Annotated in this window: 15 protein-coding genes and 2 tRNA genes; 6 read left to right on the top strand and 11 right to left on the bottom strand. The window is 42.6% G+C overall.

Annotation, left to right across the window (positions count from 1 at the left end; translation table 11 throughout):
• Positions 1-105 precede the first annotated feature (105 nt).
• Together purN and purM are read right to left on the bottom strand one after the other, a co-directional pair.
• Entirely contained in the window at positions 106-750 is a 645-nt protein-coding gene (gene purN, locus OCV29_RS13985; protein ID WP_073602475.1) for a phosphoribosylglycinamide formyltransferase, read from the bottom strand.
• Positions 751-754: 4 nt separating this feature from the next.
• The gene (gene purM, locus OCV29_RS13980) at positions 755-1,795 is read right to left on the bottom strand and encodes a phosphoribosylformylglycinamidine cyclo-ligase (RefSeq protein WP_073602474.1); all 1,041 of its coding nucleotides are present in this window, start codon (positions 1,793-1,795) and stop codon (positions 755-757) included.
• A 647-nt stretch (positions 1,796-2,442) separates the two neighbouring features.
• Here purM and upp point away from each other — a divergent pair.
• Positions 2,443-3,069 carry a uracil phosphoribosyltransferase gene (upp, locus tag OCV29_RS13975; protein WP_073602473.1) on the top strand — a complete coding sequence of 209 codons (627 nt, stop codon included), beginning with the start codon at positions 2,443-2,445 and terminating at the stop codon, positions 3,067-3,069.
• A gap of 80 nt (positions 3,070-3,149) precedes the next feature.
• Here upp and smrA read toward each other — a convergent pair whose 3' ends face one another.
• Complete coding sequence (gene smrA, locus OCV29_RS13970) at positions 3,150-3,734, bottom strand: DNA endonuclease SmrA (RefSeq protein WP_073602472.1); 585 nt, start codon at positions 3,732-3,734, stop codon at positions 3,150-3,152.
• 631 nt (positions 3,735-4,365) lie between these two features.
• Between smrA and OCV29_RS13965 the strand changes: the two genes are divergently transcribed.
• Positions 4,366-4,442 (top strand) — tRNA-Pro (locus OCV29_RS13965).
• Positions 4,443-4,535: 93 nt separating this feature from the next.
• Here the strand turns inward: OCV29_RS13965 and OCV29_RS13960 are convergent.
• Positions 4,536-7,295 carry a heavy metal translocating P-type ATPase gene (locus OCV29_RS13960; protein ID WP_084193229.1) on the bottom strand — a complete coding sequence of 920 codons (2,760 nt, stop codon included), beginning with the start codon at positions 7,293-7,295 and terminating at the stop codon, positions 4,536-4,538.
• 258 nt (positions 7,296-7,553) lie between these two features.
• On the opposite strand from OCV29_RS13960, the gene gltX reads away from it, so the two are divergent.
• Entirely contained in the window at positions 7,554-8,981 is a 1,428-nt protein-coding gene (gene gltX, locus OCV29_RS13955; RefSeq protein WP_073602469.1) for a glutamate--tRNA ligase, read from the top strand.
• Between the two features lie 203 nt (positions 8,982-9,184).
• On the opposite strand, the gene OCV29_RS13950 is transcribed toward gltX, so the two are convergent.
• Positions 9,185-9,691, bottom strand: a complete 507-nt coding sequence (locus OCV29_RS13950; RefSeq protein ID WP_073602468.1) for a Fe3+-citrate ABC transporter substrate-binding protein — start codon at positions 9,689-9,691, stop codon at positions 9,185-9,187.
• 1,327 nt (positions 9,692-11,018) lie between these two features.
• Here OCV29_RS13950 and OCV29_RS13945 point away from each other — a divergent pair.
• Positions 11,019-12,098, top strand: a complete 1,080-nt coding sequence (locus OCV29_RS13945) for a pectate lyase (protein ID WP_073602467.1) — start codon at positions 11,019-11,021, stop codon at positions 12,096-12,098.
• 112 nt (positions 12,099-12,210) lie between these two features.
• Here OCV29_RS13945 and OCV29_RS13940 read toward each other — a convergent pair whose 3' ends face one another.
• The 4 genes from OCV29_RS13940 to OCV29_RS13925 form a co-directional block, all read right to left on the bottom strand.
• The gene (locus OCV29_RS13940; protein ID WP_073602466.1) at positions 12,211-12,897 is read right to left on the bottom strand and encodes a hypothetical protein; all 687 of its coding nucleotides are present in this window, start codon (positions 12,895-12,897) and stop codon (positions 12,211-12,213) included.
• Positions 12,818-13,801: a hypothetical protein gene (locus OCV29_RS13935; protein WP_073602465.1), complete on the bottom strand. Its 984-nt coding sequence runs from the start codon at positions 13,799-13,801 to the stop codon at positions 12,818-12,820. Before OCV29_RS13935 ends, OCV29_RS13940 begins: the two co-directional genes overlap by 80 nt.
• Positions 13,802-13,929: 128 nt before the next feature.
• A tRNA-Arg gene (locus tag OCV29_RS13930) sits at positions 13,930-14,005 on the bottom strand.
• Positions 14,006-14,124: 119 nt separating this feature from the next.
• Positions 14,125-14,823: an NUDIX hydrolase gene (locus tag OCV29_RS13925; protein ID WP_073602687.1), complete on the bottom strand. Its 699-nt coding sequence runs from the start codon at positions 14,821-14,823 to the stop codon at positions 14,125-14,127.
• Positions 14,824-15,007: 184 nt separating this feature from the next.
• On the opposite strand from OCV29_RS13925, the gene prs reads away from it, so the two are divergent.
• Both prs and OCV29_RS13915 read left to right on the top strand, forming a co-directional pair.
• Complete coding sequence (gene prs / locus OCV29_RS13920) at positions 15,008-15,868, top strand: ribose-phosphate diphosphokinase (RefSeq protein WP_073602464.1); 861 nt, start codon at positions 15,008-15,010, stop codon at positions 15,866-15,868.
• Positions 15,869-15,881: 13 nt separating this feature from the next.
• Positions 15,882-17,480, top strand: coding sequence for a nicotinate phosphoribosyltransferase (locus tag OCV29_RS13915; protein WP_073602463.1), 1,599 nt, complete (start codon positions 15,882-15,884; stop codon positions 17,478-17,480).
• 77 nt (positions 17,481-17,557) lie between these two features.
• Here the strand turns inward: OCV29_RS13915 and OCV29_RS13910 are convergent, their stop codons facing one another.
• Both OCV29_RS13910 and OCV29_RS13905 read right to left on the bottom strand, forming a co-directional pair.
• Complete coding sequence (locus tag OCV29_RS13910) at positions 17,558-20,158, bottom strand: pectinesterase family protein (protein WP_261887334.1); 2,601 nt, start codon at positions 20,156-20,158, stop codon at positions 17,558-17,560.
• Positions 20,159-20,462: 304 nt separating this feature from the next.
• Positions 20,463-21,593, bottom strand: a complete 1,131-nt coding sequence (locus OCV29_RS13905; RefSeq protein ID WP_073602461.1) for a flagellar assembly protein FlgT — start codon at positions 21,591-21,593, stop codon at positions 20,463-20,465.
• Positions 21,594-21,734: the final 141 nt, after the last annotated feature.

The following is a 21,734-nucleotide window of genomic DNA, read 5'->3' as shown; positions in this document are numbered from 1 at the left end:
AAGGTGTTGCCTTTCTCTTTTTTTGTGTCTGATATGTTTGCATGAAGGCCACGATGGCCAACCAAACAATCATTTATGAGGACATCATCAGTTATAAGGACACAATCAGTTATGAGGACCGGTGTAACCGTGAACGCCAAGTTCTTTATCATCAAAGTATGCAATGCCGTTTTCCATCCTTACACGCTCTTCAATAAACCACTTCGCGACCAGAGGATAAATGCGGTGTTCTTCAGTTTGGACCTTTTTCGTCAGAGTGTCGATTGTATCATCATCGTCAATAGGAACTTTCGCCTGAAGGATGACCGGTCCGCCGTCGAGTTGTTCAGTTACAAAATGAACGCTGGTGCCGTGTTCCTCGTCACCGGCCAAGATTGCTCGTTGATAAGTATTCAGTCCCGGATATTTTGGCAGAAGAGATGGATGGATATTGATCATTTTACCCATGTAATGGCGAACAAATTCTCCACTGAGGATCCGCATATATCCAGCAAGTATAATCAGCGTTGGTTCAAACTGATCAATTTGCTCCATTAAAGAGCGATCAAAAGCATCTCTGGTATCAAACGATTTGGGATCAACAAAAATTGCACTGGCACCGGCTTGTTTGGCTCGTTCCAGAGCAAATGCATCTGCTTTATTTGAGAAAACAGCGGTCACTTTCCCGTTCGTGATATCTGAATCGCAGGCATCGATAATCGCCTGCAAATTCGTCCCGTTTCCTGAAACTAATACAACAATATTTTTCATTAAATTACTTTATCTCAACCTGTTCTTCATTCGTGTCGGCTTGTTCGATCTGACCGATAATCCATGCATTTTCACCTTCTGCCTTTAAAAGTTCAACTGCAGAGTGAGCCTGCTCAGAAGGAAGGGCGATGATGAGCCCGACACCACAGTTAAATGTCCGGTACATTTCATGGGTCTCGACATTTCCCTGAGCCTGAAGCCACTTGAAGATTTCCGGCCATTCCCAGCTATTTCCCTGAATGACTGCCTTTGTATTCTCAGGAAGCACTCTTGGGATATTTTCCCAGAAACCACCACCGGTAATATGAGAAATTGCATGAATATCATGTTCTGCAATCAGTTTTAAACCAGATTTGATATAGATTTTTGTGGGTTCCAGCAGGTGTTCACCAATGGTTTTATTTTCCAGCTTTTCACTTAAATCAGCGCCGGAAACTTCCAGGATTTTACGAATAAGAGAAAAACCATTTGAATGAGGGCCACTTGAACCTACAGCAATCAGGCTGTCACCTGCACTGACTTTTGATCCATCGATGATATTTTCTTTTTCGACAACACCGACGCAAAAACCAGCAACATCATAATCGTTACCTTCATACATGCCGGGCATTTCAGCCGTTTCACCGCCGATTAATGCACATCCAGCTGATTGACATCCCTCAGCAATACCTGAGACGACATCAGCTGCGGTATCGACATCCAGTTTTCCGGTTGCATAATAATCGAGGAAAAAAAGAGGTTCAGCCCCCTGAACAATCAGATCATTGACGCACATCGCGACTAAATCGATTCCGATCGTATCATGTTTTTTCATATCCAGAGCCAGACGTAGTTTTGTGCCTACGCCATCGGTACCAGAGACAAGTACAGGATGAGAATATTTAGCAGGGATTTCACATAGTGCACCAAAACCACCTAAACCTCCCATTACTTCAGGGCGTCGGGTCTGTTTTACTGCACCTTTAATTCTGTCAACAAGTGCATTACCTGCATCAATGTCTACACCGGCATCTTTGTAACTCAGAGACTTGTTTTGTCCAGTCACGGGGTCGTCCTCGTTTGTTAGTTGGATATGAAAACGGCGCTATTCTACAAGGGAAAATAATAAAAGGAAAACGTTTGCGTGTATTTTCTTGTCTGAAAAAATCATTTTTGCTGATTTATACTCAGGTGACCTCAAGATGCTGGATTCAGAGTTTTATCAACCCAGTCAGGTTCAGGGAAAATAGCAGAAGAAATGATAACCGCCTGTCAAGGCGATATACCCAAGTGACCTTAAGATGCATGTTCAGCGAGAGTTGATTGGCTTCTGACCAAGGCACTGATTTGTAAACATAGTCATTCTACGTTGAAAATCAGTAACACAGGGCAGGAGCCAATCAATCTCGCCCTTCGGGAGCGCATCAACAGGTCCATTTCTGCGTCAAATAACTTCGAAAGGCGGGTGCATTCCTTCAGTTCTTTTCCTTGAACCGGACCTGTTGATGGCGCTCTGAATCCTGCATCTTGAGGTCACTTGGGTATATGAGGCATCAATGAACGGGATCGTCGGCTAATTTGTGTGTGTGGTACAGATTTTTTTATGTAACGGCTATGAAATTGACTCATGTAATCCGTTTGTGTTCTGACGTCAGGTCACATTTCAGTATATAATCAGCAAGTTTATTGATGAGATTATTGTCGGAGATGTAGATGAAAGTTGTTGAAATTAAACACCCTTTGGTCAAACACAAATTAGGCCTGATGCGGGAAGGGGATATCAGCACAAAGCGTTTTCGTGAACTGGCGACTGAGGTCGGTAGTTTATTGACTTATGAAGCAACCGCAAATTTTGAAACAGAAAAAGTGACGATTGAAGGTTGGGATGGACCGGTTGAGGTTGATCAACTGAAAGGGAAAAAAGTCACTGTTGTGCCGATTCTGAGAGCCGGGCTTGGCATGATGGATGGTGTGCTGGAGCACATTCCCAGTGCCCGGATTAGTGTGGTGGGTATCTACCGTGATGAAGAAACCCTTCAGCCTGTTCCTTATTTCAACAAAATCGCTTCAAATATTGAGGAACGTATCGCACTTGTTGTGGATCCGATGCTTGCCACTGGTGGTTCGATGATTGCGACCATTGATTTGCTGAAATCAAAGGGCTGCAAAAACTTCAAAGTGTTAGTTCTGGTTGCTGCGCCTGAAGGGATTGAAGCATTAGAAAAAGCCCACCCTGATGTGGAACTTTATACAGCAGCAATTGATGAAAAGCTGAATGATAAAGGCTATATCGTCCCCGGACTCGGTGATGCGGGCGATAAGATTTTTGGTACGAAGTAATCATTGGTACGAAGTGATAAATTAAGTAAGAAAATACGGGTTGAGTCATATCAACCCGTATTTTTTATCTCCGTTTCTGTTCAGGAGATTGGATGTCTTTTTTGATGACGTTCCCGGTTTTCCAGCTTTTGTGCCTGACTTTTTCTGAGTAGTACATAAACTGCGCCGGTTCCACCATGCTGAGGCTGGGCGCTGTGAACACATTGAACGTTATCAATTTGTGGCATCCAGTGAGCAATAAAACTTTTGAGCAATGCAGGAGGATTGGAGCGTTCCCCTTTGCCATGAACAATCACAACCGTCCTGATATCCATTTTATTACATTGATCGATAAATCTGATGATTTCTTTTCTGGCTTGTTCGAGAGTATGGCGGTGAAGATCTAACCTGGCCTGAAGCGGATACTTTCCCAGACGTAATTTCCTGTAAACGCCATCCTGTACACCATTTCTTTTAAATGCAATGACATCATAAGGCTTAAGCATCGGTGCATGATTTAAGGAAAGATAATCTTCATCATCTTTATTGATAAACTCAGCCGCTTCCCGCCGGGCTAACTGCGCCTCAGTGGCCTGGTGACTGGTTTTCAGCTCGGCTGTATCATGACTTAAAGGTTTTACCCCCTGAACCATCTGCTGAAACAGATTGAAATCTTCCTGGGACATAAGCAGGACTCCAAACGTGATTCGACGACTACAATCCGGTAATCTGAAGCCTCAGATATACCATTGTCCGGAGTTTACCATTTGTTTGTCTGGTGGGATATATGGATGAAACAGATATGGATAGGGGATTTTCAATCAAATGACCGGATCATCAGCATTCTTTCTGAGACCAAAGATATAAAAAACCGGAGTGGACATAATATCCGCTCCGGTGCATAGCATTTTCTGTTTATTTACAGTTGCTAAGCGATCTAGTGAGGAGATTTGTTATTGATCATGTTACAAAAATTTACAAACCCTGATTCGCTTGGCAGAGACTGGCATTCAAAATCAGGGATTCATGTCGTTGATATTTTCGTAATAGATAACAACACGGTCCACATTAAGTCGCAATGTTTCAGAAAGTGCTGATCTGGATCAAATGTGTTTAATTGGTTGAATTTTTGTTGAAAAATATGTGCTTATAGTCACATTTACATCTGCTGTAGAGTGTCTTTTAACCACTTGGAGCTTTTTTTTGAAAAACATGCAGAAATAAGTTGCTTCAGGAAAAAGAATCAGTATCATACGGCCCGAATGAGACATTCTGATGAACATAAATTGTTTCTTTCGGTGAATAAATTGTTTCTTTCGGTGAATAGCGCAGTTTGGTAGCGCATCTGGTTTGGGACCAGAGGGTCGGGGGTTCGAATCCCTCTTCACCGACCACATTCAAAGCCCTGGCGTATGCCGGGGCTTTTTCATATCCGGGTAAATCTGAAAATCAAAAGCGCGCAGTTTGACTGCGCGTCCATTTTTTTATCATCCGTTGCTTTTGTCTGCGCTTTGTTTCCCGGCAGTATGTGGTACAGCATTCAGACTGAATCGGTTAAGCCGGTTTGCGTTACTGACGACTGTAATTGATGAGAGTGCCATTGCTGCTCCGGCAATCACCGGATTCAGTAAAAAGCCAAATACAGGGTAGAGTATACCGGCTGCAACAGGGATACCCAGAGTGTTGTAGAAAAAAGCGCCCAGTAAATTCTGTTTAATATTTTTAAGTACGGCCTGAGATAATTTGATTGTGTTCAGAATCATCAAGGGTGAATGATGAAGAAAAGTAACCTGAGCACTTTCGATGGCAATATCGCTTCCGTATCCCATAGCTACGCCCAAATCTGCCTGTGCCAGTGCAGGTGCATCATTAATTCCGTCTCCTATCATGGCGACACAAAATCCCTGTTGCTGTAAATGACGGATATGGGCTGCTTTCTGATCCGGCAAAACCTGAGCAAAAACTGTCTCAATATCCAGGTTGTTTGCAACGGATTTGGCGACAGCCTGATTATCACCGGTCAACATCACCGTATGGATACCATTTGATTTCAGCTGACGGATAATTTCATGCGCATCTGATTTGATTTGATCGGAGAGAGAAATGACGCCCCGGACATCCTGACCAATCGCGACGACGATGGGGGTTTGAGCCTGTTGTTCAGTTTGTGTGATGACATGCTCAACCGGGTCAAGCGATATGCCGAGCATCTGCATATGCTGCACCGAGCCGACATGAACATGCTCTCCCCGGTAACTGGCTTTCAGGCCTCTGCCGCTCAAATTCTTAAAATCTTGGGTTTCAGCTGGTGTGATATGATTCTCTGCTGCATATTCACAAATGGCTTTTGCGACAGGATGATCTGATTGTTGCTCGATGGCATAGAGAACCGAAAGCAACTCATCCTGAGTAACATCGATCGTCTTAATGTGCCGGACTTTCGGTTTGCCTTCTGTCAGGGTACCTGTTTTATCAAAAACAACGGTATCTATCTGGCTTGCAGTCTGAAGCACATCTGCATCACGGATGAGAATGCCCATTTCTGCTGCTTTTCCTATGCCCGCAGTTACTGAAAGTGGTGTAGCCAGTCCCAGTGCGCAGGGGCAGGCAATGATCAGAACGGTTGTGGCGGCGATCAGCATATGATTGATTTTAGGCTCAGGGCCAAACCAGAACCACATCAATGCTGAAAATACAGCAATAACGACAACGACGGGGACGAATACAGACGCAATTTGATCCGCAATTCTGGCCATGGGTGGTTTACTGCTTTGCGCACGCCTGACCATCTGAATAATACGGGATAACATCGTATGACTTCCCGTGCCGGTTGCGGTCATAATTAAGCTGCCGTCATGATTCAGTGTCCCTGCTGAAACTTTGTCTCCTGCTGATTTAAAAACCGGAATAGGTTCGCCGGTGAGCATTGATTCATCCAGATAAGATTCCCCTTCTGAAATCATGCCATCGACCGGAATTTTGTCGCCGGGTTTTATTCTTAATATCATGCCCTGGTTGATTGCACTGACTGCAATTGGCTGGTCGCCACCGTCCGTTACTAACGTTGCTTGCTGTGGTTGTAAGTCAATGAGTGCCTGTAGTGATTGCGTTGTTTTTGATTTGGCTTTGATTTCGATTGCATGACCGAGTGAAATCAGGCCAATAATCATGGCACTGGCTTCAAAGTAGACATGCCGTGCCTGCGAAGGAAACCACTGAGGGAACAAAACGACAGCCACAGAATAGAGCCACGCAGCGCCAGTACCTAAAGCGATAAGCGTATCCATCGTAGCTCTGCGGTGCCGGAGTGATTGCCAGGCATTCTGAAAGAATGATTTGCCGGAGGTACATAACAGCAGCAGGCAAATGATACCGATTGCGCCCCACCCTGATTGCTCCGTCCGGGTTTCAACGGCCATTGTGCCACCCAGAATCCCCCATAGCATGATGGGAATGCCAACAGAGAGGCCCATGAAAGCGTTGGTCTGATGTCTTTTAATGACAGACTGAAAAGCAATTTGCTGTTTTTCCTGTTGCTGAAGTAAGTCCCCGGTTTCTTCAGCATCATATCCAGCCTTTTGAACGGCACTGATTAAGTCCTGAATATCGGACTGTTCATGACGACTGTACACCTCAGCACATTGCTCTGCCAGATTCACCTGAACTCTCTCAACCCCGTTGACTGATGACAGTGCTTTTTCAACAGATGAAACGCAACTGGCACATGTCATCCCCTGAATCAGCAGATGAATTGAGGATTGCGCCAAAATCTCTTTATCCTGCGCTTGATCTGTGATTTCTTCTTTTGGGGGAGAGGATTCTTTTGATATTTGCTTGGCTACAGAAATATTTGCGGTTTGACCTGTTTCCGGAATCGCTTCGAATCCAAGCGAAGCGATTTGTTCCTGAATCCCGGCATCTGACTGGAGAGAAATGAGGGATAAAGTTTCTTTTGTCACCTGAATATGACTGTTTTCACCCGATGCTTCCAGAAGTTCCTTGACCTTTTTGACGCATTTTCCACAGTGAAGACCCGTGAGTTTGTATGATTTTTTTACTCCGGACTCAAATCCAAGTGCTTTGATTTTTTCGGTCACTTCATGCAGCGATGCACTTGTTTCTATATCCAGCTCATTCACCGAGATATGATGAATATTTGTATCATTCAGCTCATTCAGGCTTCTCTCAACCTTCCGGACACAGCCCATACAGTGAAGTCCGGACAAAGGGAGGGTGAAGTGGTTCATAGGTGTTCCTCTTCTGGTCATCTTGAGTATGCAACGATAAACCCTGACTTAAGGGAAAGGTCAAGTGCTTATCCTTAAGTGACCTCAAGGTGGTGAATTGAACGCGGCACTGAGAACGGTCAGAGCTTTACAACCGGTTTGCTGAGAAGTAAAAAATCAAAGGGTCATTGTCTGAACAGATAAGCGAGTGCTAGAATACGGCCAAATTTTGGCTCAATGAGCAGCCATCTGAAGTATCTGAATTAAAGGTAAATCATAATGACGGTTAAAACGCGTTTTGCTCCAAGCCCGACCGGGTTTCTTCATGTTGGTGGTGCACGTACAGCACTTTATTCCTGGCTCTATGCGAAGAATCAGGGCGGAGAGTTTGTCTTACGGATTGAAGATACAGATCTGGAGCGCTCCACTCAGGAAGCAGTCGATGCAATTCTTGAAGGGATGAGCTGGTTAGAGCTGAACTGGGATGAAGGTCCGTACTATCAGACAAAACGTTTTGATCGCTACAATGAAGTGGTCGACCAACTGCTGGCCGCTGGTAAAGCTTATAAGTGCTATGCATCGAAAGATTTATTGGATGAAATCCGGGCTGAGCAGGAAGCCAATAAAGAACACCCGCGTTATGATGCCAACCATCCAAAGATTAAAGCGGTCAATGAAGCAGCGAAAGACGGCGACCCATATGTGGTACGTTTTTGTAATCCCAAAGAGGGAAGTGTTGTTTTTGATGATCAGATCCGGGGCCGGATTGAAATCCGCAATGATCAGCTTGATGATCTGATTATCCGCAGGACTGACGGTTCCCCAACATATAACTTTTGTGTTGTTGTTGATGACTGGGATATGGGGATTACTCATGTCGTACGTGGTGAAGATCATATCAACAATACAGCCCGGCAGATTAATATTTATCTGGCGCTGGAAGCGCCTGTGCCGACTTTCGCACATTGCGCCATGATTTTAGGTGACGATGGTGCAAAATTATCTAAGCGACATGGTGCGGTTTCTGTCATGCAGTATCGTGATGAAGGTTATTTACCGAACGCACTCAATAACTATCTGGTTCGTTTGGGATGGTCTCATGGTGACCAGGAGATCTTCACCCGGGATGAAATGATTGAATATTTTAGCCTGGATGCTATCAGCAAATCTGCTTCGGCATTTAATACTGATAAACTGCTTTGGCTGAATAATCAATACATTAAAAACTCAGATCCTGAATATGTGGCTAAACATTTACAATGGCATCTGGACCAGCAGGGAATTCACAAAGAAAATGGCCCTGCAATTACTGATGTGATTCAGTTGGTGGGTGAGCGCTGTAATACATTGGTCGAACTGGCACAACAATCCCGCTATTTTTACGAAGACTTTGATGATTTTGAGCCAGGCGCTGCGAAAAAGCATCTGAGAGGCGTTGCCAAAGCACCACTTTCTCTTGCGTTAGAAAAAATAAAAGCGCTTACAGTGTGGAATACAGAGAATCTGCATCAGGTGATTGCTGATGTATGTGAAGCGCTTGAAGTGGGGATGGGTAAAGTTGGAATGCCATTACGTGTTGCCGTCACTGGTATCGGCCAGTCACCATCTGTTGATGCAACCATGAATCTGATTGGTAAGGCGCGGGTGGTTCAACGTATTGAGATGGCAATTGCCTTTATCGAAGCCAGAGAAGCAAATGCTCAATAAGATCTATTTCTGAATGATGAGAATGCTGGCATGAAAGCCGGCATTTTTTGTATCCGGGAAAGATAAACACGCCATGGAGATACTTTTCCACCGGAATCGTGGACAAAGACAAGCGTCAATTCAACAGAAAAGTTATCAGTATTCAGGTGTGCGGACAGGTCAGGTACCTTGTTCTGATTTTTGGGGTTGGTGAGATGGTGATGTTATTTTAAATCAATGCTGTTGAGTCTTCCCATGTAAAGCAGTATGTCAAGATAGTCTTTATGCGCTTCAAGCAGTGCTTTCTTGGTTTTACTGTAAGCCGCTAATTTACCATGCTTATTGATAGAGCAGACAACACTTTTGAAGTGGCAGGTACCATCTTCAGTATATGTTCGCCATGCTGCTATGTAGCAAGCATCCCTGTAATCAGGGTTATCTTTGGTTGGTCTGGGCTTATAAATTATTTTAGGTTCAAGGCTATGGGGAAGACGGGTCATCAGGTAAGGATCTTTCAATAGCATACGCCAAAACCTTCCCCACATTTGACGACCAAGTTCATTGCGTAGTTTGATGGCCTTCTTCAGACCTTTCTTATCGCCAATCCGGATAAATCCGACTGAGCGGTGCAATACTTTGTCATCTGGTGTGTGGATATGAATTTTGTAGGCTGTTTTCGCTTTAGAGATGAAGCGATGACCTGTGTTCGTTTCCAGATTACTTTTTTTCATTCACGAGTTATGGATATTTTTATTAATAACAATACTAGACTAATTTGTACTTCAGGTGAAGCACGTCTTTTTAGTGTTTAAGTTATCATTTTACTGACATAATATTCAACACTGAAATACCCGAAAAGATATCATACCAGAGAACACTTGTTTGTAAGCAAAATGTCAATTCTATTGATTGAATGTACTCACTTTTGTTTTCTGGTTACTATTTAAGTCTTGAAACTATTCAGAAAATCAGTTTATGACAACATTCATTACAGCCATATGATACGTGGCTGGCTCATGTACCCTGACGTCATTTCGTCGTTCATATTTTTTCTGTTTTGCGGGCTGACCTTCATATATTTTGTGTTGATATTCTGTGATCTCTCTCTTTCATTTGGCTGTTTGAGATGTTTTGATGATAACTTTTCAAGATATCTTAAACACAGGTTCACTATGAATATAGATAGGATTTGAGCATCCCGCTGTTATCACCACCTCTTTATGAATCATTATCTTTATTCAAAAGGTATCCAGTGCTTTTGAACTCAAGAAAATGAACGAATGCATTCAGTGTTACCGATGTTAATGTTTAACAGAAAATAAGTTGGTATGACAGAAAAGGTGATTAAGCTGGCAAAGCAGAATACTTTTTGACAGATATCAGACTTATTGTGATTTAAAACAATAAAAGTGATTATCCGAATTAATAAATGATTAGTTTATTAATATAAAAATAAAAAACGACGTGTTATTTATTGATTGCTATTAATTATATTATCAATCTATCTATGATTTACCTCACAATATAATTATTTGTCAATGTGAGTGGAATGTGATTTTTTCAGGAAAAACAGTATTTCATGAGATCTTAATGATACTAATTAATTAGTGACCTGTACGGTAATTTAAAATTAAGTTATTACTCTAAAATATGTTTATGTAAAAGAAGTTTTATATCATTGTGATGATCTTTATCTACACCTATTCTGTTTATATTCTCATGAGCTGTTTTTGAAAAGTAATTTACACTGCTGAATATAGTTTAGCACTGGGGTTGTGTAGTTATTTTATTATTTGGTATATTGTTCCATATATGTAATTATATGTTTTTAAAGGGATTGTTGTTAAAATGTTGTAATTTATTAAATATTATGAAATGTTTTTTATTTATTTAATTATTTATACCTGCATACCGTTTAACTTATTCTTATGTCAATATTGTTTTATTATTTTATTGTCTGAATCCACAAATTTTAATAATGAATGAAAAAAGCTTTTGCATAAATTAAACCGATGTTTCATATTGTTCGTGGTTGTTTAAAACGAAGGTGTTAAAAATATGAAATTAATAAAAACGTCAGTGAAGATTGCTTCACTTGTCATGGCAATCTCTGCATCCGTATCAACGGCTTTTGCAGCAGATACAACTTTAATGTTAACTCAAGAAAATGGTGAAAATATATTGACGTGGTCAACTGATGTCAATTCAGTGGCTCGTCAGGAAGTATACCGTAGTGAAACCAGTTCTTTTGATGATGCAACACAACTTTCTGCAATCGACACTGATCGTTTCGTTGCTGAAGATGAAGATGCAAGTGCATATAAAGATTACTGGTACTGGGTAAAAGTTTATGATGATACGGGTGAATCTCACTTATCAAATGCATCAAGCACTGTGCCACAATTATCTGATTTGATTGAAACAACGGGTTCAAGCAAATGTAAAGCGGGTGCAACATTCAAAAATGAAACCGTTGACTGTGGTGGTAAGACAATTGGTTTGAGTTGTGATGGTGATGATGAGAAGCAGCCGCCTGTATTAACGTTAATCAATGCAACAGTGAAAAACGTTAAACTGTCCAAAAGTGGTGGTTCTGACGGTATCCACTGTAAATCAGGAAACTGCACGCTTCAAAACGTTGTTTGGCAAGACATTTGTGAAGATGCGGCAACACTGACTAAAACAGCGAAATCGATGACAATTATCGGTGGTATGGCTTACAACAGTAAAAGTGGCCCTGGTGGCAAACCAGACAAAGTTTTCCAGCATAATGCAAAAAATGGCACAACAATTACTGTAAAAGGTGGTTTCACTCTGAAAGGTGAACACGGTAAAATGTGGCGTTCATGTGGTAACTGTACAAACAACGGTGGTCCAAGAAAACTGGTTATTGATAACGTTAAAGTTGACGCAAAAATCGGTAGTATTGCTGGTGTAAATACTAACTTTGGTGATGTGGCGAAAATCCGTAAGCTGAAAATCAAAAACTACGATCAGAAAAAAGACAAGCCACACGTTTGTCAAGAGTTTAAAGGTGTTCAGAAAAAAGATGGTGAATCACCAAAACTGCATGGTGGTAAGTCTCAGTGGAACTCTAAATCTTGTCAGGTTAGCAAGTCAGACGTTACAAAACTTTAATTAAATCGTAACTTATAATGATTTCCCCCTAAATTAAAAAGCGCCGTCAGGCGCTTTTTTTGTGGTTTCATTATCGGGTAATCAGGACATGCTTTAGCCGCTGATATTGACTTTATTCATCATTATTATGATCGATAATCTGCCGAATCCGGGGATGAAGCTGCCTGCCATGTTTTTGTTCATATGCCTCTCGCATGACATCATTCAGGTTTTTAACTGAATGGTTACCAAGAAGAGATGATTCGGGTGCTTCTGTATGCAAAAGCCCTTTCTCCTGAAGACGTTTTGCCTCTAAGTAATATTTTTTAAACTGTTCGTCGAGTTTATTTTCAGCAAGGTGTTTCAGGTTAAATAGTTTATTTTGCACCAGCCATTTTTCGATTTGACTGGCAGGCATTCTGGATAATACACGGATACGGCTGTCTAACAGTTCTTCAGCCGTGAGGGCATCTTTCAGGACCCAGAGTTCGCCCATTTGTGGCGGCCAGCTGTTGCCTGTCTGAATCCGCTCATGACAGTGTTTTAATAACCGGTTCAGTTTTTCTGCATCAATCGCTTCGGAAAATTCAATAAATCTGCCGGTTGGCAGGCTCCCATACTGGTATTCCCACTGGGTTTCATAAATGCTGAGAAAGGAACCGAACACATGATTACACCAGTCTGAGGGTAAATCGTTATTTTGCTGAGATGCCGGGGGCTGCTCATAAACATCAGATTCATCAGAAGGTTGGTTTTTTCCCTTGCTGGATGAGTTGTTGCCGGAAGCGTTCAGATGGGCTAAGTTTGCGTCGATGCCCATCTCCCTGAGTTTGTTCTGCAGTGCCTGAATGTCCTTGGGTCCGCGTTTTTCTGTCTTCATTTAATTTCTCGTTGGCTAACCAATATTTCAGCTTATTCTCTAATTTACTGACGGCGAGTAATTCGTTTGCTTTCGATTTGTGCCAGAGGACAAATTTTTGCCAGATCAATTGATGATCCGTCGTCACAGCAGAAAACCTGAATGCTTTCTCAGCCCATGATGGTATTTCATACTCGTCCAGATCGTGAGTGGAAACAAACTCCTGTCTGTCATTTTGGTTCACGGTGACTGGCTTTGTAAAGTGATTCATTGCATGTCGGTGTTGACTTTTGGTATCTGGCGAGCCTGAAAATTGTTTTTGCTTATTTTGCCCCTGTTCCTGAAGCCAGTTTTGCAGATGTCTTTCCAGCCGGGCTAATGGGGTACATGACAGCTGGCTAAAATCTATCGAGCTTGTGAAAGTGTCCCAGATTTGTTGCTGAATCTGACTGTTGATGCCATTAAAAGACAATTCTTTTTTTGCCCACTCGGGAATGGTTGTGGGGGATGGAGCAACCTGTCCGATCGATGAGGATGGCGGATTTGAAAGCATGACTTCTGCTGGTTGTTGCTGTACCGGAGACGGAGCTGGCTGTTCAGTTTTTTCCATGATCCGGAAGATATGGATTTCTTTCCCTTTTCTGCGCTCAAGCCCTTCTTTTTCTATCAAGCCCTGTTGTGCCAGGTTCGTCAGACAATCAGCTAAAGCATAAGTTGACAAAGAACATAAAGGGGCGGCCTGTTCAAGATCAAGTAATACAACACCCTGTTGATCGGAGCTGTCGGCAAGCATCAGCAATACAAGTTTTTCAACCGGAGTTTGGGTATGAAATTGCCAGGCAAGGTAAGTAAACTTAGCGCTCAAAATTATCTCTCAGTGTCGTCATGAACAGGGAATTATTTTATGACAGTTATATGTAGATTAGTAGCTGAGAATTGCAACCGGCTATCAAAGGTGATGATATATTGAGACATGAAGGTGATAAGCTGGAATGGCGTCCCCTACAGGATTCGAACCTGTGTCTAAGACTTAGGAGGTCCTTGTTCTATCCGGCTGAACTAAGGGGACTGATGAAACTCTTGCGTAGTATACCTATTTCATTTTGTCAGTGAAGAGAAAAGTATAGTTTTTTGATTTCATTGCCTTAGAATTCATCATGTTTTTATCCGGCTTTACTCAGAATGCTGTTACGAGCTCAAATTGCGCTCAAAATTGACGATATCAACACCGGGTTTGATTTTATAAAGTTGCGCTTTTCTGCCGCCTGATTTAACTTTTTCATCCTGCATTTCAAACATGTCAGAAGCTTCAATCCTGCGAATCAGGCTCTTACGCTGAATCGTTTTACCGATGATTGTTTCAATCACAGTTTTGAGCTGTCCAATGGTAAAAAGCTCTGGCAGACAATAGACCGGAACCATTGAATACAATGCTTTTTGTTGCAGCCTTTGGTGGGCGTGCCGGATAATTTTCTGATGATCAAAAGCAACCGGAATAGATTCAACTTTATTCACATCGATCCACTGGACATCCTGAATGGTTTCAAGATGAGAAGCCACATCCTGTTCAGCAATTAAAGCATAATAAACGAGGGTAACACTAAAGCCTCTTGGATCTCTGTCTTGTCCTGAAAACACCTGAAGTTGTTCAAGATATTGGGGAGCAATATCTGTTTTTTCTTTCAGTTTCCTCAGAGCGGTCATGTCTGTCGTATCGTCAGTGCCAATATCAACAAAACCTCCCGGCAATCCCCAGCATCCGGAAAATGGATCATTTGCCCGCTTAACCAGCAGTACTTTCAGCATCTGATCTTTTACCGTAAACAAGACGCTATCAACAGTAAATAATGGATTTTTATATTGGCTTATATCGTAAGAGTCATTCATTTCTGAGTATATCCAGAGCATTGACGGATTTTCCAGACACATTAGATGATTCATTTTTCATTATCAAATGCAGTGATTCTGTTACTTGAATAAATTATTTGTGTCCTTGTGACATTATTTGTTGACATGGCTGATTTTGGTTTGTTATTCTAATTGTGTCTTAGGGACACTAATTGAGGTTGGTATGCAGGTATTTAGTTATGATTTTGATGGGATGAAACAGGTGCTTCCTTTTGAAAGCTTTACATTTAGCGGTGGGGAGGAACATATTCGCTTTAGTCAGCATGATTTCAGCCGGGTTAAAAAAGTAGAGATTGTTGCCCGCCTGACCAATGCCGCTGGTGTAATGCGTTTGATGATGGCAGCAGATGCGCTCAATCGTTTAACCGCAAAGCAGATTCCGGTCGAACTGGTGATGCCTTATTTTCCATACGCCCGTCAAGACCGGGTATGTGTTACAGGTGAGGCATTGGGCGCCTCTGTGATGGCAACGCTGATCAACCAATGTCAGTTTGCAAAAGTGACGGTGTGGGACGTGCATAGTGATGTATCAGCTGCATTGTTACAGCGTGTGCAAAATGTGTCTCAGACCGAGTTGTTAAAAAGCTGTCCTGGATTATGGCAGCGGCTGGCGTCAGGTAAATTTCTGTTGGTTGCGCCGGATGCGGGGGCCAGTAAAAAAATTCAGCATATCGCTGCTGCTTTCGGAGGACAGGTTGGTGTCGTTCAGGCACATAAGGCCAGAAATCTGAAAACTGGTGAGATAGAGAAAACTGAAATCTACGGACAGGTGGCCGGTCGGGATGTCTTGATCGTGGACGATATCTGCGATGGTGGCAGAACATTTATTGAGTTGGCTAAAGTGTTGAAAGAAAAAGGGGCGGGTAAAATTTCCCTGTTCGTTACTCACGGTATTTTTTCTCAGGGTCTTGAAGTATTTGAAGGTGTAATTGATGAGATTTATACCACAGACTCATTTCGCTCTCAGGATAGTTATATACAAAGCTCAGGCGTTCAGTTTCATGTAATCAACCGGTTAGGATAATAAGGTGAGTAAGATGGCAAACCATGCAGCTACGATGCAGAAAGACGTTTATAAAGAGTTTCATGGCCGGGCATATCATCCGGACGTAACGGAAGTTTATGCGAATTATACTTCCAGAAGTGGCAGGTTTAGTAATGTTGATGCAAACGATAAAGTTGCGTTTGTCGGACTTCAGTATTTTATTAAAAGCTACTTGCAGGAAGAGTGGGATTCATTTTTCAAAGCAGATAAAGCAACAGCGGTGGCCAATCACCAACGAATTATGAGTGCGATGCTGGGATATAAAGTTGATGTATCGTATCTTGAAGCGCTCCATGAACTTGGGTATTTACCACTTAAAATTAAAGCGTTACCTGAAGGTACCTTAGTGCCGTATCAGGTTCCCCCGATGACGATTGTCAATACACAACCTGGTTTTCAGTGGCTGACCAATATGATTGAAACTGTATTGAGTTGTGAGAACTGGCCAATTCAAACCAGTGCGACAACGTCTGTGGCTTATTTAAAAGTATTCAGAGAGTTTGCTGAGAAAACCGGATTACCTATGGATTTTGTGCCATTTCAGGGACATGACTTCAGCTTTCGCGGGATGTTTGGTAAGCAGGCTGCAGCGATGAGCGGTTTCGGACATCTGGCCTCCGGACTGGCTGGCACAGACACCATTCCGGCAGTCTTATTTGCCGAGCAGTATTATGGTGCAGATGTAGATAAAGAGCTTGTTGGTTGCTCTGTTGATGCAACGGAACACTCTGTCACCTGCTCCTGGATTATGGAAGGTGAGATAGCATTTTTCCGCTATCTGATGCGAGAGCAATCTCCAGCCGGTATTCTGAGCGTTGTGTCTGATACCTGGGATTTCTGGACCTTAGTGACCGATTATTTGCCGCAGTTAAAAGAAGATATTTTGGCGCGAGATGGCAGTTTGGTGATTCGTCCGGACTCAGGTGACCCGGTCAAAATACTCACCGGGTATCAACTTTCACCCATAAGAGACTATGCTGAGTTATGCCACTCCAGAGAACAGGCAGAGCAGGAAGCATTTTCAGCGGGTTTTGAAGCTTATTGCTGGCATGGCAATTATTATGGGCGCATTGATCATGAAACTGTTTCGCTGATGCCATGCGAAATAAAAGGTTTAATCGAGTGCCTGTGGGATATTTTTGGTGGCACATTCACAGACAAAGGTTTTAAGTTGCTTGATGAACATATCGGCGCAATATATGGAGATGCAATCACCCTTGAGCGACAGCGTCAGATATTACAGCGTTTAATGGATAAAGGGTTTGCATCGAAAGTTGTATTGGGTATCGGTTCTTACAGCTATCAATATGTCACACGGGATACACACGGTTCAGCGGTGAAAGCGACAAGCGTTGTCAAAAACAATGAGCGTCTTGCAATTTACAAAGATCCAAAGACGGATAACAAGAAAAAATCTGCGAGAGGACTGTTAAAGGTTGAATATGTTGATGGTGAATTAACCTTGTTTGATGATGTTACAGAAGCTGAAGAACAACAGGGACTGCTGGAGGTCGTATTTGAAAATGGTCAGTTGATAAAAGAAACAACACTGGCAGAAATCAGGGCATTGATCAGTGAGCAGATTAGTTAGAAGAGAACAATGTACTTAGAACAATCTTCCTAAAACAATCCACCTGTATTGATTCAGGTGGATTGTTTGTTTACCTGTTAAGGCAGGTAAGTTGAGAGTTGGTTTAATGCATCTGTCTGTTTAATCTCTTTCACGACAAGCTTCGCAATTTTTCTGGCTCCTTGCTCCTGAAAGTGGGTCGTATCCGGCTTCTGCAGTGTGCCTGAAGATCGGGTTTTATAGAAAGGATACTTTTCAGGATCGACAGCCAGCCACAGATGTTTCCATTCATCACCGGTTGTCTTATTCGCCATTTCCATTACCCGGCTTTGCATATCCAGCAGTGGAACATGGTGTTTCGCTGCTGTATCTTTCACTGTTTGTGTGTAACTGCCAAAGAATTGATAGCCGTGAAGCTTGTTCTGCTTCGTCGTATGCTGAACCGGTCTGACCGGAACGCCCGGTTTATTTTTTACGGTTTTTGCCCGGGGGACAGACGTCAGCATAACCGGATGCATTTTATGGTGTTCGGCAAAGCTCAGATATTTTTCCAGTGTGTACTGAAGCGACATCTCTTGATGATTTTCCGGATACTGTGGGTGGCCTTGTTTATCGTTGGGATAAGTACAAAGGTTCGCCACGTCAATCGGTCCGCGTTTTTTCTTCGCGCCATTACATTTTTCGTCATTATGGCTGAACTGAATAAACAGGTAGTCTCCCGGTTTTACCAAAGGCTCAAGATGGCTCAGCCACCGGCCGTTGATATAATCTCTCGAGCTTCTGCCTGAACGGGCTGCATTCACAACCTGGATATCTTGATGATCGGAAACTAGCTGATCAAATGCCTGACCCCATCCCATTCTGGGGTAAACATCCGGTTCATAGTTTGAAGCCGTTGAATCACCCACGATGAAGATACGTTTCTTCGCTTCTCTGACAACTTTTTGCGTTTCAGCCAGTTGGTTATCCTGCAAAAGATATGAAGGGACTTTTTCCAGGTTGATAATCGGGCGAAATTCCAAATCAGTCAGATAGGTCTTTGAGGCAAGCCCGGTTTTTGTATCATACCCCCGGTTATGAATCACCTGAGAGGCTATTTCCCGCATTACGGGAGCATAGGCTTTTGAATAGCTCACCGGATTCCAGTTTTGTTCCGGATTCAGTCCATGCTGTTTGATGACATTTTTGAAAGCATCAGAAAAGTGTTGATTAGCTTCGGTCCAGATTTTATGGGATAGAGGAGGAAGTTTTTTATTTTCCACCAGTAATTGCGGTCCTTTAATCCCTTCATTTGCGGCTAATGAGGAAACAACCAGATCACTGAAAGGCTTGATGTTCGCAGTTGTAACGCCATTGTTTGTCACTTCTGCCACAATAGCACTGCTGCAAATGGAGCGGTACTGATTGCTTTTCAGACAGGATGCGCCACTTTGATCATCCGCTGAAACAAGGAGTGGGGCTGTCATGCCGGCAATACTTGTATGGTAACGTCCTTTTTTGTCCGTATTAATCACGAAGGTCTTGCCAACACTATCTTTGATTGTGATAACCGCCGGGAAGCGCATACTTGCGTGGACGACTTCTCCCCGAATCGTGCTTTTCGCTCCGAGTGTGATATCTGGTGACCACCCTGACAAAATTTCCTGATTCGTATAGTGCATTAACTGTTCTGCACTCAGCTGAGGGCGTTTGATGTCCCGGGCATTCGCGCCAGGTCCTGTATTATGAAATTCCCAAAAGCGGGAATCTTCCGGATAGAACCAGATTTTATTTTTGTTGATGTCTTTCCCGCTCATCTTGTCCCAGCCATAAATGTGATCATCCATCTGGCAATTAATGAATGCACTATGACCAACGGCATTGGGATCCGCGTAGCGCCCGTCAGCAAATCTGGTCGTCGGGTGCCATGGGCGTCCGAGCCCATAACTGTGAGCCGGTACTTTATCTTCTTTACTGAGGCGGCAATCTTTAAATACAAGACCAAATGGTTTTTTGATATTCGTACTTGGCGCGGAAATGTATCCGAGAGGTGCTCCCGGTTTGACATCACTCCGGTAGCGGGCGACGATATCACTGTCTTCAAATAAGGCAGTACCATGGCCGAAAATAAAGTCAACGGTTCCCATAATCCGGGAATCATCTATATAAGTCCTGCCGGCTTTGGTGTAGAAGGTATCCTGATAGCTTTTCAGGTTGACATCTTTAAACTGTACACGATCCGCTTTATTTGAAATCAGGAGTGCAACAGCTTGTGTGTTTTTGACCCGGGTTGGGTCATCCTTGGCTTTTGCCTGATTAGCTGGATAATCAAAACCGTTTTCTATTGTCAGAGACTGAGCACTGAAGTCCGGAGCGTCGATATTGACCGTCCGGCTCCCGGTTGTACCGAATTTTTTCCCTTTTTCAGGATTAAAAGTGCCATTGGCGGTTGTTGCCGTGATGACTGTCTTATCTCTGTCTTCACCAATTAAATGAATATTTGAACGTTTTACCTCTAGTTTTTCCTGATAGATGCCGTTTCGAATATAAATCACATACGGTTGCTGGTTATCCGGGGCATGATTAATTGCTTCCTGAACAGAGCGAAAATCTCCTGATCCATCTGTCGCAACAGTGACATCATATAAAGGAAGCGCGGTTGCAGAGTAAATACAGAACAAAGCCGATGCACTCAGCCCTCTGGCAAGATGCTTATTCATAGAGTTATCCTTTTTATTGAAATATCGAATCTAAAAAAAAGAAACGTCATTTCATTTTAATTTCATTTGCAGGATAAACCGTGATCAAGCTGGTAAACCAGATAGGAATCATGTTGTTGAATACGACGAAACTTGCTTTTTTACGCAAAAATTTTATGAAGATCACAAGTTAACAGCTGAAGGTAGATCAGAAGAAAATAACGCGCTGAGATGAAAGAATATGGTGCGAAGATTGATTAATCATGGATTGAAATGACACAGGGCACATTGAGTGCCCTGTGGGATAAACCTGCGATAAAAGAACTTAATTTTGTTTTTGCATGACATCACCAATCTGAATGCTGTCTGCTAATTCGTCCTGATCTATCGTGAGTTCAGCTTCTTTTTCGTAAATCCGGCTTACTGTCAGAGTGATATTGCTCTTTGTCACTTTGTTCCGGGGGATACCATGCTGATCAATAAATGAACCTGTATGCCAAAGCTGTAATTTATCGCCGGTTTTAACGCCGTGCAGGCGGCCAAGATTCATCGTGATTTTATTACCAAATTTAGCCACCACTTCCGGCAGAGTAATCTTGCAGGAAAATTCAGACTCCAAATCCAGCATGATTTTCCGGCTCAGACGAAGCAGCATTTCACCATAAGCTGATGCCCAGAATCTGGCACTTCGCGTATCAATCTGACTGGTTTTAGGAAAAGGCCACTGTGCGATTTCGCGGTAGTTTTGTTTATAAACTTCGTTGCCTGTTTTACCATCGAAAATATGCATTTCAAGAGCAAATTCCCGGTTAATCACTTCTTTACCTGCACTGGAAGAAATGGTTGCAGTTACATCCGTAATTTTTCCACCAATAATATATTGCGCACCTTTGTCTTCGGCAATCATCTTAATCCGGGACGGATGGTTTTTGTCGATGACATAATTGGTTGTTCCGACAGAAACAAAGCTGTGTGATTCCTGGGAAAGTTGCTTATCGATAACCCGGGCGAAGTCATCACCAAGATCATAGATTTGTCCCATAACAGCTTGTTGAGGAGATTCCAGATCAATGTTACTGATGAGAAAAGTCTTCTTATATTCATTCATGTGGCAAGTTGTTGCCGATGGATAAATATCAATTTTGGCATGGACATACATGACATTATTTTTAATTTCTCTTTTCTCGACAAGAATGTAGCGAATTTCATGATTCGTAAACTGGAACTCAGATTTATCTGAATCGAGCAGAGGAAATAGCGGACTGATACTGCCAATATCTGCTCCGGAAAAGCTCACAGCCTGATAGATAGCGTCTTCAAGCGCCTGAACACTCGCCTTCTTCTGAGATGAGACGACATAAGAAGTCCCTGTTACTTCATACCAGGCAGCCATGGCCGAAGGGGCTTCAGCCATCACGGTAAGTATGAGTATAAAAATAGTTAGAAATTTTTTCATATATGTTCTGCCACTCGGGTATAAAATTTGCTTGCTGTTTACGATAGCAATTATCGGCAAAGCTTTTCTAAGACTTGATTATCAATAGAAAAGCAAAGAGTGTTCCACATTTACGTCAAAATATGGGCACTGAATTTTGTC

The sequence above is a fragment of the Vibrio aerogenes genome, assembly GCF_024346755.1.
GTDB classification, from domain to species: domain Bacteria; phylum Pseudomonadota; class Gammaproteobacteria; order Enterobacterales; family Vibrionaceae; genus Vibrio; species Vibrio aerogenes.
Note: the sequence above shows the minus strand (reverse complement) of the source record. Positions and strands in the feature narration are given on the sequence as shown.

Excerpts from the sequence above, each read along its gene's own strand:
- purN (WP_073602475.1), bottom strand. The coding sequence starts at position 750 with ATGAAAAATATTGTTGTATTAGTTTCAGGAAACGGGACGAATTTGCAG.
- upp (WP_073602473.1), top strand. The coding sequence starts at position 2,443 with ATGAAAGTTGTTGAAATTAAACACCCTTTGGTCAAACACAAATTAGGC.
- smrA (WP_073602472.1), bottom strand. The coding sequence starts at position 3,734 with ATGTCCCAGGAAGATTTCAATCTGTTTCAGCAGATGGTTCAGGGGGTA.
- OCV29_RS13960 (WP_084193229.1), bottom strand. The coding sequence starts at position 7,295 with ATGAACCACTTCACCCTCCCTTTGTCCGGACTTCACTGTATGGGCTGT.
- gltX (WP_073602469.1), top strand. The coding sequence starts at position 7,554 with ATGACGGTTAAAACGCGTTTTGCTCCAAGCCCGACCGGGTTTCTTCAT.
- OCV29_RS13950 (WP_073602468.1), bottom strand. The coding sequence starts at position 9,691 with ATGAAAAAAAGTAATCTGGAAACGAACACAGGTCATCGCTTCATCTCT.
- OCV29_RS13945 (WP_073602467.1), top strand. The coding sequence starts at position 11,019 with ATGAAATTAATAAAAACGTCAGTGAAGATTGCTTCACTTGTCATGGCA.
- OCV29_RS13940 (WP_073602466.1), bottom strand. The coding sequence starts at position 12,897 with ATGGGCATCGACGCAAACTTAGCCCATCTGAACGCTTCCGGCAACAAC.
- OCV29_RS13925 (WP_073602687.1), bottom strand. The coding sequence starts at position 14,823 with ATGAATGACTCTTACGATATAAGCCAATATAAAAATCCATTATTTACT.
- prs (WP_073602464.1), top strand. The coding sequence starts at position 15,008 with ATGCAGGTATTTAGTTATGATTTTGATGGGATGAAACAGGTGCTTCCT.
- OCV29_RS13915 (WP_073602463.1), top strand. The coding sequence starts at position 15,882 with ATGGCAAACCATGCAGCTACGATGCAGAAAGACGTTTATAAAGAGTTT.
- OCV29_RS13910 (WP_261887334.1), bottom strand. The coding sequence starts at position 20,158 with ATGAATAAGCATCTTGCCAGAGGGCTGAGTGCATCGGCTTTGTTCTGT.
- OCV29_RS13905 (WP_073602461.1), bottom strand. The coding sequence starts at position 21,593 with ATGAAAAAATTTCTAACTATTTTTATACTCATACTTACCGTGATGGCT.